This window comes from Paenibacillus sp. FSL M8-0228 (genome assembly GCF_038007385.1).
Lineage (GTDB): Bacteria > Bacillota > Bacilli > Paenibacillales > Paenibacillaceae > Paenibacillus > Paenibacillus polymyxa_D.
On record NZ_JBBOXA010000001.1, the window covers coordinates 208,839 to 224,470 of the forward strand.

General features: G+C 45.3%; 13 protein-coding genes and 1 tRNA gene. 12 read left to right on the top strand and 2 right to left on the bottom strand.

What is annotated here, in order from left to right; translation table 11 throughout:
- The first annotated feature begins 3 nt into the window (after positions 1-3).
- The 4 genes from whiA to MKY98_RS00940 all read left to right on the top strand — a co-directional run bounded on the left by whiA (position 4) and on the right by MKY98_RS00940 (position 3,733).
- Entirely contained in the window at positions 4-948 is a 945-nt protein-coding gene (whiA, locus tag MKY98_RS00925) for a DNA-binding protein WhiA (protein WP_029518996.1), read from the top strand.
- A 136-nt stretch (positions 949-1,084) separates the two neighbouring features.
- Positions 1,085-1,354: an HPr family phosphocarrier protein gene (locus MKY98_RS00930; RefSeq protein WP_013308257.1), complete on the top strand. Its 270-nt coding sequence runs from the start codon at positions 1,085-1,087 to the stop codon at positions 1,352-1,354.
- Between the two features lie 271 nt (positions 1,355-1,625).
- On the top strand, positions 1,626-2,387 hold the full coding sequence (locus MKY98_RS00935) for an SIMPL domain-containing protein (RefSeq protein ID WP_069012121.1): 762 nt from the start codon (positions 1,626-1,628) through the stop codon (positions 2,385-2,387).
- 242 nt (positions 2,388-2,629) lie between these two features.
- Entirely contained in the window at positions 2,630-3,733 is a 1,104-nt protein-coding gene (locus MKY98_RS00940) for a PdaC/SigV domain-containing protein (RefSeq protein ID WP_341010605.1), read from the top strand.
- A gap of 127 nt (positions 3,734-3,860) precedes the next feature.
- On the opposite strand, the gene clpP is transcribed toward MKY98_RS00940, so the two are convergent.
- Both clpP and MKY98_RS00950 read right to left on the bottom strand, forming a co-directional pair.
- Positions 3,861-4,457 (bottom strand): ATP-dependent Clp endopeptidase proteolytic subunit ClpP, encoded by a 597-nt coding sequence (clpP, locus tag MKY98_RS00945; protein WP_013368815.1) that lies wholly within the window; start codon positions 4,455-4,457, stop codon positions 3,861-3,863.
- 210 nt (positions 4,458-4,667) lie between these two features.
- Positions 4,668-4,742 (bottom strand) — tRNA-Arg (locus MKY98_RS00950).
- Positions 4,743-4,997: 255 nt separating this feature from the next.
- Between MKY98_RS00950 and MKY98_RS00955 the strand changes: the two genes are divergently transcribed.
- The 8 genes from MKY98_RS00955 to rnr all read left to right on the top strand — a co-directional run bounded on the left by MKY98_RS00955 (position 4,998) and on the right by rnr (position 15,540).
- On the top strand, positions 4,998-6,035 hold the full coding sequence (locus tag MKY98_RS00955) for a sugar-binding transcriptional regulator (protein WP_029518990.1): 1,038 nt from the start codon (positions 4,998-5,000) through the stop codon (positions 6,033-6,035).
- A gap of 94 nt (positions 6,036-6,129) precedes the next feature.
- A complete protein-coding gene (gap, locus tag MKY98_RS00960) occupies positions 6,130-7,140 on the top strand; it encodes a type I glyceraldehyde-3-phosphate dehydrogenase (RefSeq protein ID WP_023986488.1) in 1,011 nt (336 codons plus the stop codon).
- 123 nt (positions 7,141-7,263) lie between these two features.
- Positions 7,264-8,445 (top strand): phosphoglycerate kinase, encoded by a 1,182-nt coding sequence (locus MKY98_RS00965; RefSeq protein WP_029518988.1) that lies wholly within the window; start codon positions 7,264-7,266, stop codon positions 8,443-8,445.
- Positions 8,446-8,504: 59 nt separating this feature from the next.
- Positions 8,505-9,257, top strand: a complete 753-nt coding sequence (gene tpiA, locus MKY98_RS00970) for a triose-phosphate isomerase (RefSeq protein ID WP_023986490.1) — start codon at positions 8,505-8,507, stop codon at positions 9,255-9,257.
- Between the two features lies 1 nt (position 9,258).
- Entirely contained in the window at positions 9,259-10,803 is a 1,545-nt protein-coding gene (gpmI, locus tag MKY98_RS00975) for a 2,3-bisphosphoglycerate-independent phosphoglycerate mutase (RefSeq protein WP_013308265.1), read from the top strand.
- 63 nt (positions 10,804-10,866) lie between these two features.
- Entirely contained in the window at positions 10,867-12,153 is a 1,287-nt protein-coding gene (gene eno, locus MKY98_RS00980; protein WP_013308266.1) for a phosphopyruvate hydratase, read from the top strand.
- A gap of 341 nt (positions 12,154-12,494) precedes the next feature.
- On the top strand, positions 12,495-12,728 hold the full coding sequence (gene secG / locus MKY98_RS00985) for a preprotein translocase subunit SecG (RefSeq protein WP_013308268.1): 234 nt from the start codon (positions 12,495-12,497) through the stop codon (positions 12,726-12,728).
- A 196-nt stretch (positions 12,729-12,924) separates the two neighbouring features.
- Positions 12,925-15,540 (top strand): ribonuclease R, encoded by a 2,616-nt coding sequence (gene rnr, locus MKY98_RS00990; protein WP_208332765.1) that lies wholly within the window; start codon positions 12,925-12,927, stop codon positions 15,538-15,540.
- Positions 15,541-15,632: the final 92 nt, after the last annotated feature.

A 15,632-nucleotide genomic window follows, 5' to 3' on the forward strand; every position in this document is an offset into this window, starting at 1 on the left:
CCCTTGTCCTTTGCGGCACAAACGAAAAAAGAGCTTACGATGATTGAAAGCCAGTCCTGCTGTGAGAAAGCGGAACTATCTGCGCTCATACGTATGCTCGGATCCGTACAACTGTCGAATAAAAGGGTGATATTGGACGTGTCCACAGAAAATGCCGCGATTGCAAGGCGGATTTACTCCTTGATCAAGAAGCATTTTCAACTTCATATCGAACTGCTTGTACGGAAAAAAATGCGCTTGAAAAAAAATAATGTGTACATTGTCCGTATTCCTAATGATGTGCAACAACTGCTAAAGGATCTTTATATCGTCTCAGAAGGTTTCTTGTTCACTGACGGGATTAATCGGGATATTGTTCGGAAAAACTGTTGTAAGAGAGCTTATTTACGGGGCGCCTTTATGGCAGGTGGCTCTGTCAACAATCCTGAAGGATCATCTTACCACCTTGAAATTTCTTCGATGTATGAGGAGCATTGTCAGGCACTCGTTGATCTTGCGAATGAGTTTCATCTAAATGCTCGCTGTATTGAGCGAAAAAAGGGTTTTATTCTCTACATCAAGGAAGGCGAGAAGATCATTGAGCTGCTTAGCATCATTGGGGCGCATCAAGCCTTGTTCAAATTTGAAGATGTACGCATTATGCGCGATATGCGCAATTCCGTGAATCGTATTGTCAATTGTGAAACGGCTAATTTGAACAAGACAATTGGAGCTGCTGTCCGGCAAATTGAGAATATTAAGTTGCTGGAGAGAGAAGTTGGCTTGGAGACCTTGCCGGATAAACTGCGTGAAGTGGCAGAAGTTCGGCTCGCTCATCCCGATTTGAATTTGAAAGAAGTCGGGGAAATGCTCAAAGGGGTCGTGAGTAAATCGGGTGTAAATCATCGGCTTCGCAAAATTGATGAGATGGCTGACAAAATCAGGGGCGAAAATGGCCTGATTCCGTAAAAAGAATGTTGGTGGGGCTTTTAGCCCCAGTTTTTTTAGTTTTTTTTCTAGTGTCTGTCCCGGGTTAATGTTATAATGTGATAAATAAAATGGAGTAAGTAGTGTCCAGATTTATTTGATGAGGGGGTAAGCTGACATGTCAAAACATCCGGTAGTCGTACGTTTGAAAACAGGACTGCACGCCAGACCTGCTGCGTTGTTCGTACAGGAAGCGAATAAATATTCATCTGAGATTTTTGTGGAAAAAGATGACAAAAAGGTTAATGCCAAGAGCATCATGGGTATTATGAGTCTTGCCATCAGCACAGGTACTGAAATCAATATTAGTGCTGAAGGTGCGGATGCCGAACAGGCTGTAAACGCTTTAGTAAGTCTGGTTAGTAAGGTAGAGCTGGAAAATCAATAAACAAAGAATTGCTTGTAATATAGTGTATGATCTTAGTGAAAAGCCCCTTTGGGGCTTTTTTTATATCCAGAAAAAAATCCTTCGAACACTCCTCAGCTAACTGTTTTATTGTGGATTTATTGGATATAGAGGCCGTATTAAGTTCAAACTATAAATAATGAAAATCCTCGTGGTCATGCTCTGTTTCGGAAATTTGTACGCTTGGCTGCAACCTTTTTCCGTCTTTTCCGTCTGGAAGGTACAAACATTTACTAGAAAGAGGCTGAATTCAATGAGACTTTGGACAAAAACAGTAGCCACAGCAGTTCTCACAGGTGCATTAATAGCAGGGGGAGTAGCAGGAGGATTATGGACAGGGGCAGAGCGTGCTTATGCTGCGTCAACAGCTTCGACGGTAAACGGTGTAATTAATGTGATTGGAAGCGGGGAAGTATTGGCAAAGCCCAATATTGCTTATCTCTCTATCGGTGTACAATCGGAAGGGAATACGGCAGCCGCTGCTCAAAAAGCTAATGCTACAAAATTGAACAAGGTTACACAACTGCTGAAAGAAAAGTGGAGCATCAGCGGAGATGACATTCAGACCAGCCAGTTTTATGTACAGCCTAACTACACCTATAACGAAAAAGAAGGGCAGAAGCTCAAAGGCTACACTGCCAACCATACACTTTCCGTTAAATACCGCGATTTGGATAAAATAGGTCAGTTGTTGGATGAGGCGACCAAGTCCGGAGCCAATAACGTAGATAATGTTCGTTTTTCGGTGGAAGATCCTTCGACTTATGAGGAAGAAGCCATTACTAAAGCATTGGGAAGCGCACAATCTAAAGCCAGTGCTGTAGCTAAAGCGGCCAAACGCGGATTAGGTGCTCTTGTGAATGTGACGGTAGATGGCGGAGAAGCACAAGTCTTTACACAACGTGAAAATGCCATGTCAAAATCGCTCATGGATTTAGCAGGTAGCGGGACAGACATACAATCGGGGCAAGTAACAGTGAAAGTTCAGGTGTCGGCTCAATACGAAATGAACTAATATTAGATCATCAAACGAAGCCACAAGCGGCCTGCATCATGCGCAGGCTGGCTTGCTGGCTTTTTTTGTATACCGAAACCTTTTTGTAATGAGTCTGTCATAGCTAAGGGTTATTAGGTGTACAGATTGAAATCGGGGAGTGTACAGATTGTAAACTACATACAATGGGGTATAGATATAATAAGTAAAGTGATTATTTACACATAGACAATACAGAAATAATAACAGGAGGAATACTTAATATGAATAAGCATACGAAAAAATGGGGTTCAGCACTGCTGGCAGCAGGGATTTTAGCAGGAGTTGCAGCTGTTCCCGTTTCATATATCCAGGCAGCATCGATTAAACAGCAGCAAGCGGCAACACAGCAACCAGGAATCACTATCCAATGGAATGGTAAAACGTTGCCCGCTAAAGGTGTTCAAGTGAACGGGAGTACAATGATTCCGGTGGCCGCACTGCGTGACAGCTTGGGGATTCCAGTAAGCTATGATGCGAAAGCAACGACCTATACCGTAGGTAGCGGGTACAATAAACTTTACATTATGGCTTCTTCCTCGGATGCCTACGTCAACGTCAATGGAATCAATACACGTAGTATGGATGCCAAGATCGCTGGGAAGCTATACATTCCTATGAGTCTGTTGAAAGACTATCTAGGCATAGATGCTCAATGGAACGCAGCTCAGAAGACAGTAACGCTAAGTAAAAGTCAGCTAAACCCGATCACAATTGCGTCTCAAACACTTCCAGCTTCGAGTAATGCGAAGGTATCTTACAAAGTTAAGTATCCGCAAATCAGCGGCAGCCAGCTGAATCCTGAGGCAGAGCAGGCCATTAACCATGTGCTTAAAAAGCATGCAGAGGGTATATTGGCAGCAGGCAAAAAGATGGTGGCTGAGGGAGAGGCTACAACAGAAAGACCATATGATTTCGAAAATGATTTTGCAATTGCCTATAACAAGGACGGTATTCTAAGTGTGATTATGCAGGATTACTCGTATATGGGTGGCGCACATGGAATGACGGTACGTAAAGGATATACGTTCTCGCTCGCTGATGGTAAACTGCTGCAGTTGTCTGACGTATTGAAGGCGAATCCAAATTACAAAAAGTTCCTCAATGCTGATTTGAAGAAAAAAATCGATGCGCTTCAGGCTGGTGAAGGATTCGGTAAATTTAAAGAGTTGGCGGCAGATCAGAATTTTTATGTGACGAACAGTGGAGTAACAATCGTGTTTGATTTGTATGATTATGCGCCATACGCGTATGGAATTCCGGAGTTTACCTACTCGTTCGGTCAACTGCTGCCTCAAGGCGGAAAGCCTTTTGCGGGACAGATTTAATAGTAGAAATGAGTAAGTTGGACTGTCTATACTCTAAAAAACAATAAAGCAAAAAAGCTGCCTACCGGATAATAACATCCGGAGCAGCTTTTTCATTTACCAGCTATCGAGAGGCAAATTTTTTCTCTTATACACCTTCTGGAGAGGAGCTAGTTAGCACTTTATCAATAATACCGTATTCTTTGGCATCATCAGCAGACATGAAGTAGTCACGGTCTGTATCTTTTTCAATACGTTCCAGTGGTTGGCCTGTGCGATCTGCGAGAATGCGGTTCAGTTTATCACGCATTTTCAGAATGCGGCGTGCGCGGATTTCGATATCCGTTGCCTGGCCTTGTGCACCACCCAGAGGTTGGTGAATCATAATTTCACTGTTTGGCAAAGCGAAACGTTTACCTTTGGCGCCTGCATTCAGCAAGAACGCGCCCATGGAAGCCGCCATACCTACACAAATCGTAGATACATCAGGTTTAATGTATTGCATCGTATCGAAAATGGCCATACCAGCTGTAATGGAACCGCCAGGACTGTTAATATACAAGTGAATATCTTTTTCAGGATCTTCGGCAGCCAAAAACAGCATTTGCGCAATTATAGAGTTGGCTACAACGTCATTGACGTCCGAGCCTAACAAAATAATGCGATCCTTTAACAGTCTGGAATAAATGTCATAGGCGCGTTCGCCGCGGTTACTTTGTTCTACTACCATAGGAACATAGCTCACGTCAAAAAACCTCCCTTAAATATCGTTAGTGGATTTGGTGGACATGCCGAGTACACGTCCCTTATTTATAAACTGTTACCGTATTAACCACATGATAAACAATTTCAAACAAAAAGTCAAAGAAAGTCAAACTAATGATTAAAAAAAAGAGCCCTCAGCGCTCTTATTGGTTAAAACATTATATAGAAGCATTTAAGCGTTCATTTAAAATGGCGCGCCCGCGAGGAATCGAACCTCGATCTCAGGCTCCGGAGGCCTACGTCATATCCGTTGGACCACGGGCGCATAGTTGATTCAATGCAAACAACTAACTAATTAAACAGCTAATTGGAAACAAAGATGATTATATGATATACAGCAGTGAATTGCAAGCTTTTATTAAATGCGCATATTCAGACAAATGGTTGAGAAATATAGGTTCAGATAGACTTGCATATGGAGCAAATATTGGTTAAGATATACGTGGGACTTAAAAAGTTATCCCGGGACGTTTTAAGACCAGTTAGAGACAGAACTTAGAAGTGTGCGGGAGTGGAAAGCATGCGAAAGATATTAGAAATACAGAAGCAGCTTCTGCCCGACCTCATGGATGTTTTGAAAAAAAGGTACACGATCCTGCATCAGATTATGCTGTCCGATGTTGTTGGACGCAGAACACTGGCAGCTTCACTGAACATGACCGAGCGCGTGTTGCGCGCCGAAACCGATCTTCTTAAAGCTCAGGGGCTAATTGAGATTGAGAGTGTAGGCATGAAGGTGAGCAAAGCAGGACTGGATCTGCTGGAACAGCTGGAGCCGATTGCGAATAACTTGTTCGGCCTGTCCCAATTGGAGGACCAGATTCGTCAAGCCTATGGTTTGAGGAAGGTGGTTGTCGTTCCAGGGGATTCGGATGTTTCTCCGTTAACAAAGCAGGAGCTGGGGCGCGCTGGAGCAAAAGCGTTGCTAAGTGTTATGGACGACGAGGATGTGGTCGCTGTAACAGGTGGCACGACGATTGCAGACGTGGCGGAACAACTGGCATTGCCTTCTAATGGCCCCCTTAAGGGTGGGTGGTTTGTACCGGCACGCGGGGGTTTGGGAGAAAGCATGGAAATGCAGGCCAACACAATTGCTTCCACAATGGCTCGCAAGGTCGGCGCTCAATACCGTCTGCTCCATGTACCGGATTTGCTCAGCAATCATGCTTACAACTCCTTGCTTGAAGATACGAACATTCAGGATATATTGAGCCTGATTCGCGAGAGTCGTATCATCATTCACGGGATAGGCAACGCCATAGCGATGGCACATAGACGTAAACTTGATCCCGAAACCTTTGCCCAGATCAGCAGTGAAGGGGCGGTAGCCGAATCGTTTGGTTATTATTTTAACGAAGATGGCGTCGTTGTTCACAGAATGCTGACGCTTGGACTCCGATTGGAGGACATTAGGCGTACCGATACGGTTCTAGGTGTAGCTGGAGGCAAGAACAAGGCGGCCGCTATTCATGCGGTACTGCGTTTCGGGCAAGAAGACATTCTGGTCACCGACGAAGGCGCTGCTGTTGAGATTGTAAGTCGTTATTTAAATGATTAATATAGGATTTATGAATCGTGTTGTCTTGACAGGCTTTCGGGTCTGTCTTGAATATATAAAACTAAACTAAACGAACTTTGGGAGGAACTCACTCATGACAGTTAAAGTTGGTATTAATGGTTTCGGACGTATTGGACGCCTTGCTTTCCGTCGGATTCAAAACGTGGAAGGTATTGAAGTAGTAGCAATCAATGACTTGACAGATTCCAAAATGTTGGCACATTTGTTGAAATATGATACAACACAAGGTAATTTCCAAGGACAAGTAGAAGTACATGATGGCTTCTTCAAAGTAAACGGTAAAGAAGTTAAAGTTTTGGCTAACCGCAACCCTGAAGAACTGCCTTGGGGAGACCTGGGTGTAGACATCGTTCTGGAATGCACAGGTTTCTTCACAACTAAAGAAGCTGCTGAGAAACATTTGAAAGGCGGCGCTAAAAAAGTTGTTATCTCCGCTCCAGCTACTGGCGACATGAAAACTGTCGTTTACAACGTAAACCATGAAATTCTGGATGGAACTGAAACTGTAATCTCTGGTGCTTCTTGCACAACGAACTGCCTGGCTCCTATGGCTAAAACACTGCAAGATAAATTTGGTATCGTTGAAGGTTTGATGACTACAATTCATGCTTACACTGGCGACCAAAACACTTTGGATGCTCCACATGCTAAAGGTGACTTCCGTCGTGCTCGTGCAGCAGCTGAAAACATCATTCCTAACACAACTGGTGCTGCTAAAGCAATCGGTTTGGTTATCCCTGAGTTGAAAGGTAAATTGGATGGCGCGGCTCAACGTGTTCCAGTACCTACAGGTTCCCTGACTGAGTTGGTAACAGTTCTGGAGAAAAACGTAACTGCTGAAGAAATCAACGCAGCGATGAAAGAAGCTTCCGATCCTGAAACTTATGGATACACTGAAGATCAAATCGTTTCTTCCGACATCAAAGGCCTCACTTTCGGTTCTTTGTTCGATGCAACTCAAACTAAAGTTCTGACTGTCGGCGACAAACAACTGGTGAAAACTGTAGCTTGGTATGACAACGAAATGTCCTACACTGCACAATTGATCCGCACGTTGGAATACTTCGCTAAACTGGCTAAATAATAAGAACTTTCTTATTAGCAACATCATAGAGCGGAAACAGGTTATTGTTTCCGCTCTTTATATATCAAAATGTGCCTTAAATTCCTGTTTCGTAAAATTATAAGGGTGCGGAGGAATATGGAGATGAACAAAAAGAGCGTACGTGATATAGAACTGAATGGAAAACGGGTGTTTGTTCGTGTAGATTTTAACGTTCCGGTTGAAGACGGTAAAATTACAGATGACAAGCGTATTCGTGAAACCTTGCCAACCATTAACTACCTGATTGAAAAAGGTGCAAAAGTTATTTTGGCGAGTCACTTTGGACGTCCAAAAGGTCAGGTTGTTGAATCCATGCGTCTGACTCCTGTTGGCGTACGTTTGTCTGAACTGCTGAAAAAGCCAGTAGTTAAAGTGGACGAAGCGGTAGGCGAAGCTGTTAAAGCGAAAGTGGCTGAACTGCAAAACGGCGACGTGCTGTTGCTTGAAAATGTACGTTTCTATGCAGGAGAAGAAAAGAATGATCCTGAGTTGGCGAAGCAATTTGCTGAATTGGCTGACGTTTTCGTGAATGACGCATTCGGCGCAGCACACCGTGCTCATGCTTCCACTGAAGGTATCGCTCATATTCTTCCGGCTGTTTCCGGCCTGCTGATGGAAAAAGAATTGTCTGTTATTGGTAAAGCTCTGTCGAATCCAGATCGTCCTTTTACAGCCATTATCGGCGGTTCCAAAGTAAAAGACAAAATCGACGTGATCGACAACCTGCTGAACATTGCAGATAACGTAATCATTGGTGGCGGTTTGACTTATACATTCTTCAAAGCTCAAGGTTATGAAGTGGGTCAATCTTTGCTGGATGAATCCAAACTGGACGTAGCTCTTGGATTTATCGAAAAAGCGAAGAAACTCGGCAAAAACTTCTATCTTCCGGTAGATATTGTTGTGTCTGACGATTTCAGCGCTACGGCGAACACAGACATTGTGGATATCGACGGCATTCCTGCAGCTTGGGAAGGCGTGGACATTGGACCGAAAACACGTAAAATCTATGCAGATGTAATCAAAAACTCCAAACTGGTTGTATGGAACGGACCAATGGGCGTATTTGAAATCGAGCCTTTCGCTGGTGGTACTCGTGAAGTAGCGGAAGCTTGCGCAACAACTGAAGCATACACCATCATTGGTGGCGGTGATTCTGCGGCTGCGGCTGAAAAATTCCACTTGGCTGACAAGATGGATCATATTTCCACTGGCGGCGGCGCATCTCTGGAATTTATGGAAGGCAAAGCACTTCCGGGTGTTGTTGCACTGAACGATAAATAATCAAACGCACTATGCGTGAATAAAGCTTTAGGGCACCTAATAGTTAGGAGTTGAAACCATTGAGAACACCGATTATCGCGGGTAACTGGAAGATGTTTAAAACCGTACCAGAAGCTAAAACTTTCATCGAAGAGATCAAAGGCAAAGCAGAGGTTGCAGGAGTGGAAAGCGTGATTTGCGCACCATTTACGAATCTTCCTGCTCTGGTTGAAGCAGTAAAAGGCACGTCTATTAAAATTGGCGCACAAAACCTGCACTTTGCAGAAGATGGTGCATTTACAGGTGAAATTAGCGGCGGAATGCTGAAAGATCTGGGCGTAGACTACGTTGTGATCGGACACTCCGAACGTCGTGAATATTTTAATGAAACAGACGAAACGGTGAACAAAAAGGTTCATGCGGCATTCCGTCATGACCTGACTCCAATCGTATGTGTAGGCGAAAAGCTGGAAGATCGTGAAGCTGGACAAACCAAAGAAGTTGTAAAAGTGCAAACTGTAGCAGCTTTTGCTGGTTTGGCTAAGGATCAGGCTGCACAAGTAGTTGTTGCTTATGAGCCAATCTGGGCCATCGGAACAGGCAAATCCTCCACTTCGCAGGATGCGAATGAAGTGATTTCCTATATCCGCAGTCTGATTAAAGAGCTGTATGATGAAAATACAGCAAATGCTGTACGTATTCAGTATGGTGGTAGTGTAAAACCTGAAAATGTTACTGAGTACCTGGGTCAAAGCGATATCGACGGCGCGCTCGTGGGCGGTGCCAGTCTTCAACCGGCGTCGTACATCGCGCTTGTTGAGGGGGCGAAGTAAGATGACAGCACCAAAACCGGTAGCTTTAATTATTATGGACGGGTTCGGACTGCGTGACACCGTGGAAGGCAATGCGGTTGCACAGGCCAACAAACCGAATTACGACCGGTATTTACAACAGTATCCTCATACGACGCTGACGGCTTCTGGCGAAGCAGTAGGTTTGCCGGAAGGACAAATGGGTAACTCTGAAGTGGGTCACTTGAACATCGGCGCAGGCCGTATCGTATATCAAGACTTGACTCGTATTTCGAAGTCCATCCGTGAAGGTGAATTCTACGACAATGAAACACTGGTTAAAGCAGTGCAACATGCCAAGAAGAACAACACGAAACTTCACCTGTACGGACTTCTGTCCGACGGCGGCGTGCATAGCCATATCAGCCATCTGTTCGCTATGCTGGACTTGGCGAAAAAAGAAGGCCTAACAGAAGTGTACATTCATGCTTTCATGGATGGACGCGACGTTATGCCAGACAGCGGCGTAGGCTTCATGCAGCAGCTGATCGCTAAAATTCAAGAAGTGGGCGTAGGTAAAATTGCGACTGTACAAGGACGCTATTATGCTATGGACCGCGACAAACGTTGGGAACGTGTAGAGAAATCTTACCGTGCAATCGTATACGGAGAAGGACCTCAATACACAGATCCAATGGAAGCATTGAAAGAATCGTATGAAAAATCAGTGTTCGACGAATTTGTGGAGCCAACTGTTATTGTGAAGGCTGACGGAAGTCCTGTAGGGCTGGTCGAAAGCAATGACTCTGTTATCTTCCTCAACTTCCGTCCTGACCGTGCGATTCAACTGTCTCAGGTATTTACAAACGCGGACTTCCGTGGTTTTGACCGTGGCCCGAAATGGCCTAAAGATTTGCACTTTGTTTGCCTGACGTTGTTCAGCGAAACGGTTGAGGGCTTTGTAGCTTACGAACCGAAAAATCTGGATAACACGTTTGGTGAAGTGTTGGTTCAAAACAACAAGAAGCAATTGCGTATTGCTGAGACTGAAAAATATCCGCACGTTACTTTCTTTTTCAGTGGCGGACGTGATGTGGAGCTTCCTGGCGAAACTCGTATTTTGATCAACTCGCCTAAAGTGGCTACATATGACTTGCAGCCGGAAATGAGTGCGTATGAAGTAGCGGATGCTGCTGTTAAGGAAATCGAAGCCGACAAGCATGATGCGATTATCCTGAACTTTGCCAATCCGGATATGGTTGGACACTCCGGTATGCTGGAGCCAACGATTAAGGCGGTAGAGACGACGGATGAATGTGTTGGACGTGTTGTAGATGCGGTTAAAGCCAAAGGTGGCGTGGTTATTATCATTGCCGACCATGGTAACGCGGATATGGAAATTGATGAGCAGGGACGTCCGTTCACAGCTCACACAACGAATCCGGTTCCGTTCATTTTGACTGACGAAAATATCGTTTTGCGTGAGCATGGAATATTGGCTGACGTAGCTCCAACGCTTCTGGATTTGATGCAACTTCCGCAACCTGCGGAAATGACAGGAAAATCTATGATTGCATCCCGCAAGTAAGCTTGATTTAATAAGTATAGGCTTGACCAATAAATCATGATTCACAAAGGAGATTAAGTACAAATGACTATTATTTCTGACGTGTACGCTCGCGAAGTCCTCGACTCCCGTGGTAACCCTACGGTTGAAGTTGAAGTATATCTGGAATCCGGTGCTATCGGTAGTGCTATCGTTCCTTCCGGTGCCTCCACAGGCGCTCACGAAGCTGTAGAACTTCGTGATAACGACAAATCCCGTTACCTGGGTAAAGGCGTTCTGCAAGCTGTTAAAAACGTGAACGAAATTATTGCTCCTGAAGTAATCGGCTTGGATGCTGTGAACCAAGTAGAAATCGACACGCTGATGATCAAATTGGATGGTACACATAACAAAGGTAAATTGGGTGCAAACGCAATTCTGGCAGTATCCATGGCTGTAGCTCGCGCTGCTGCTGAAGCTCTGGGCTTGCCACTGTACACTTACCTAGGCGGATTCAATGCTAAACAGTTGCCAGTACCAATGATGAACATCGTTAACGGTGGCGCTCATGCCGACAATAACGTTGACGTACAAGAGTTCATGGTTCTGCCTGTAGGCGCTCCTACATTTAAAGAAGCTCTGCGTGTAGGCGCAGAAATCTTCCACAACCTGAAATCCGTACTGAACTCCAAAGGTTTGAACACAGCTGTTGGTGATGAAGGTGGTTTTGCTCCTAACTTCAAATCTAACGAAGAAGCTCTGTCCACTATTATCGAAGCGATCGAAAAAGCTGGTTACAAACCAGGTGTTGACGTATTCCTCGGTATGGACGTTGCCTCCACTGAGTTCTTCAAAGATGGAAAATATACTTTGGAAGGCGAAGGCAAATCCTTCACTTCTGCTGAGTTCGTTGACCTGCTTGCTTCTTGGGTTGATAAATACCCAATCATCACTATTGAAGATGGTTGCTCCGAAGATGACTGGGAAGGTTGGAAATTGCTCACTGAAAAATTGGGCAACAAAATCCAATTGGTTGGTGACGACCTGTTCGTAACAAACACAGAGCGTCTGGCTAAAGGTATCGATGAAAACATCGGTAACTCCATCCTGATCAAAGTAAACCAAATCGGTACGCTGACTGAAACATTCGATGCTATCGAATTGGCTAAACGTGCAGGATACACAGCTGTTATCTCTCACCGTTCCGGTGAATCCGAAGACAGCACAATCGCTGATATCGCTGTTGCAACAAATGCAGGCCAAATTAAAACAGGTGCTCCTTCCCGTACTGACCGTATTGCGAAGTACAACCAATTGCTCCGCATTGAGGATCAACTGGGTGAACTGGCTCAATACCACGGCCTGAAATCTTTCTACAACCTGAAAAAATAATATTGCGCAAAAATGCTGATGGCGTCTCTTGACTCATGGTTTATGATCACGAAGTCTGAACGCTCAAAGCTTTTACGCATGAATAAAACAGGCCTACTCGCCACCGCGAGCAGGTCTGTTTTTTGTTATTATGGATGTGTATGAGAATTTATAACTTTGCAAAGGCTTAATGGCTGAGTGACTTGCTATAGCTGTTGTTATCTACTGGAAGCTGTGGTAGAATAAAAATAGTGTTTTGCGTTAATTTCCGGCTATTTATAACATGATATGTACATGTTTTCATAAAAGAGGCTGTGTTGTTTTGCAAAACAGATGTATAAGCTCAGGAGGTGGGATTTTTCATGGAAATCTTTTTGAAAGTGCTGCTCGTTGTGTTCTCGATTGCTGTTATTGCGGTTGTTTTACTGCAAAAGGGGAAAAGCGCAGGTTTGTCCGGTGCCATCTCTGGCGGTGCTGAGCATCTGTTCGGCAAGACAAAAGCTCGCGGTATGGATTTGATTTTACAACGCGCAACTGCTGTTTTGGGTGCGGGTTTCATGATCGTTTCTGTTTTAGTTGCATTTTTTGCAAAATAAGATAAATATGTACCTTAAGCCTTCGTTTCGCGGGAAACGGGGGCTTTTTTTAGATTTTGGACAGGCAGGGATGCCGTCGATTAAATTCGTGTATACTAGGGTATGAGTATATTAAGAGCCTTGTATCAGGAGCAAGGAACAAGGACATGCGGATTTTATTACTGAAAATTAAAGGTCACCCGAGGTGGACAATATTATGATAACAGAGCAACAACTACTCGATTTTATGCGCGAGACCGCATACAAACCCATGACTTACCAGGAGCTGGAGCAGCACTTTGATATTAAGGATGCCGAAGATTTCCGTGAATTTCTTAAGCTTTTGAATGCCTTGGAGGAAGAGGGGGAAATTCTGCTGACCCGCACAAACCGTTATGGCGTGCCGGAACGGATGGATTTGCAGCGTGGGCGTTTGCAGGCTCATGCCAAGGGATTTGCTTTTTTGATTCCAGAGGACCGGGAGCACCCGGATGTATATATTCATGCTAACGACTTAAAGAGTGCGATGAATGGAGATACGGTACTGGTAAGAGTGACGTCGAAGGGACCTGCGGGTGGCCGATTAGAAGGCGAAGTTGTGCGGATCGTGAAGCGCGCAGTACTTCAAGTAGTAGGCGTGTTTCAGAGCCACGAAGCATACGGTTTTGTTTTGCCGGATGATAAGCGCATTAACCGGGATATTTTCATTCCAAAGGATAGCTTCAACGGAGCTGTGAACGGGCAAAAGGTCGTTGTGCGCATTGTGAGCTATCCAGAAGGACGAGCTGCGGCAGAAGGCGAAGTGTTGGAGGTTTTGGGTCATAAGGATGATCCAGGCGTTGACATTTTGTCCGTTATTCGCAAGCATCAGCTTCCGGAAGCTTTTCCAGATGAAGTGACAGAGGAAGCCGAGAATGCTCCCGACGCGATTACGGAAGAAGAGATTGTACGTCAGGGGCGGCGCGATCTGCGTGATAAGATCATTGTTACCATTGATGGTGAGGATGCCAAAGACCTGGATGATGCTGTAAATGTAGAGCGCTTGCCGAACGGAAATTACCGTCTGGGCGTTCATATTGCCGACGTAGGGTATTATGTGCGTGAGAACTCCAAGCTGGATCAGGAGGCATATAACCGCGGTTGTAGCGTGTATTTGGTTGACCGTGTCATTCCTATGCTTCCACATCGACTTTCAAACGGAATATGTTCTTTGAATCCACAGGTGGATCGACTGACTTTATCCTGTGAGATGGAATTCAATGAGCATATGAAGGTTGTAAAGCATGATATTTTCACCAGTGTAATTAAAACGAAGGAACGGATGACGTACACTAACGTTCGCAAAATCCTCGAAGAGGAAGATGCTGAACTGATGGAACGGTACAAGGATCTGGTTGATGTATTCGGCACGATGAAGGAATTGGCATTGAAGCTGCGTGCTAATCGAATGCGCCGAGGTGCAGTTGATTTTGATTTTGATGAAGCCAAAGTGATTGTTGATGATGAAGGTAAAGCTGTCGATATTGTGAAGAGGGATCGTACGATAGCTGAACAAATTATTGAAGAGTTTATGTTGGCGGCCAATGAAACGGTAGCTGAACATTTCCATTGGCTCAAAGTACCTTTCTTGTACCGGATTCATGAGGACCCAGATCCAGAGAAGCTGCAAAACTTTATGGCTTTCGCAGCTAATTTTGGGCATCAGATCAAAGGTAGAGGGAATTCCATTCATCCGCGTGCACTGCAAACGTTGCTGGAAGACATTCAGGGTACGAAGGAGCAAACCGTGCTTAGCACCATGATGCTGCGTTCGATGAAGCAGGCAAAGTATGATGCGGAGTCGACAGGTCATTTTGGACTAGCAGCGGAATATTACTCTCATTTTACATCGCCGATTCGTCGTTACCCTGACTTGGTGATTCACCGTGTCATTCGTGAGGTATTGGAGAATGGCGGGGCTTTAACAGCCGAACGTCAGGAATATTTGACTGCACGTATGCCTGATATTGCGCAGCAATCTTCCGAGCGTGAGCGTGTAGCTGTGGATGCAGAGCGTGATACAGAGCAGATGAAAAAGGCTGAGTACATGCTGGATAAGGTCGGCGAGGAATTCGAGGGAATCATCAGCAGTGTAACCAGCTTCGGAATGTTCATTGAGCTCGACAATACAGTGGAGGGTCTGACGCGTCTGAGTGCGCTTACGGACGACTATTATCATTTTGACGAGCAGCATATGGCGTTGATCGGCGAACGCACCTCCAAGGTGTTCCGCATTGGAGATGAGGTTAAGGTTCGGGTCGCGCGTGTAAATATGGAAGATTACACAATTGACTTTGAACTTGTCGATATGAAGCAACGGCAACGCCGTGAACGGACTGGCGGTACAGGACAGGGCGGAGGCTTTGCGCGTGGCGAGAGCAGTGGTAAAGGCAAAGGCCGAGAAGGGCGTGACCGCAAGGGCGGCAAGGATAAGACTGGCAAAGAGGGTAAAGGCAGTCGTGATGTTACCGGGAAGCCAAAAGAGGCTGGCGCAGGTAACGGAGGCATTAGCACCGCAGGCCGTTCAGGGCGCGGCGGTGGGAACGGGGCAGGAGCTGGTTCAGCTAGCAGCTTCGGCTTTGGCAGTGGCAAGGGCGGGTATAACTCGCCAGCATCCGGGGCAAGCAAGCGACGGAAGAAGACGTCTGCCAGCGGTATTTTCATCGGCGGAGCAGCTACACCAGGAAGTGATGCCAGACCAAACGGTGAAGGCGCAGCACGACGCAAACGGAAGAATAAGGGCGGAAGTGGCGGCAATAGCACCGCTGGCTTTGTGCGGAAAAAGAAGAAGTAGGTGGCTATACTTGCTTGCTAGAAGGCAGGAGTCTTCTTTCGTGGCAGGGTATGAAACTAATCATGCGACTTAGGTATAAAGGCGGTTTCTGT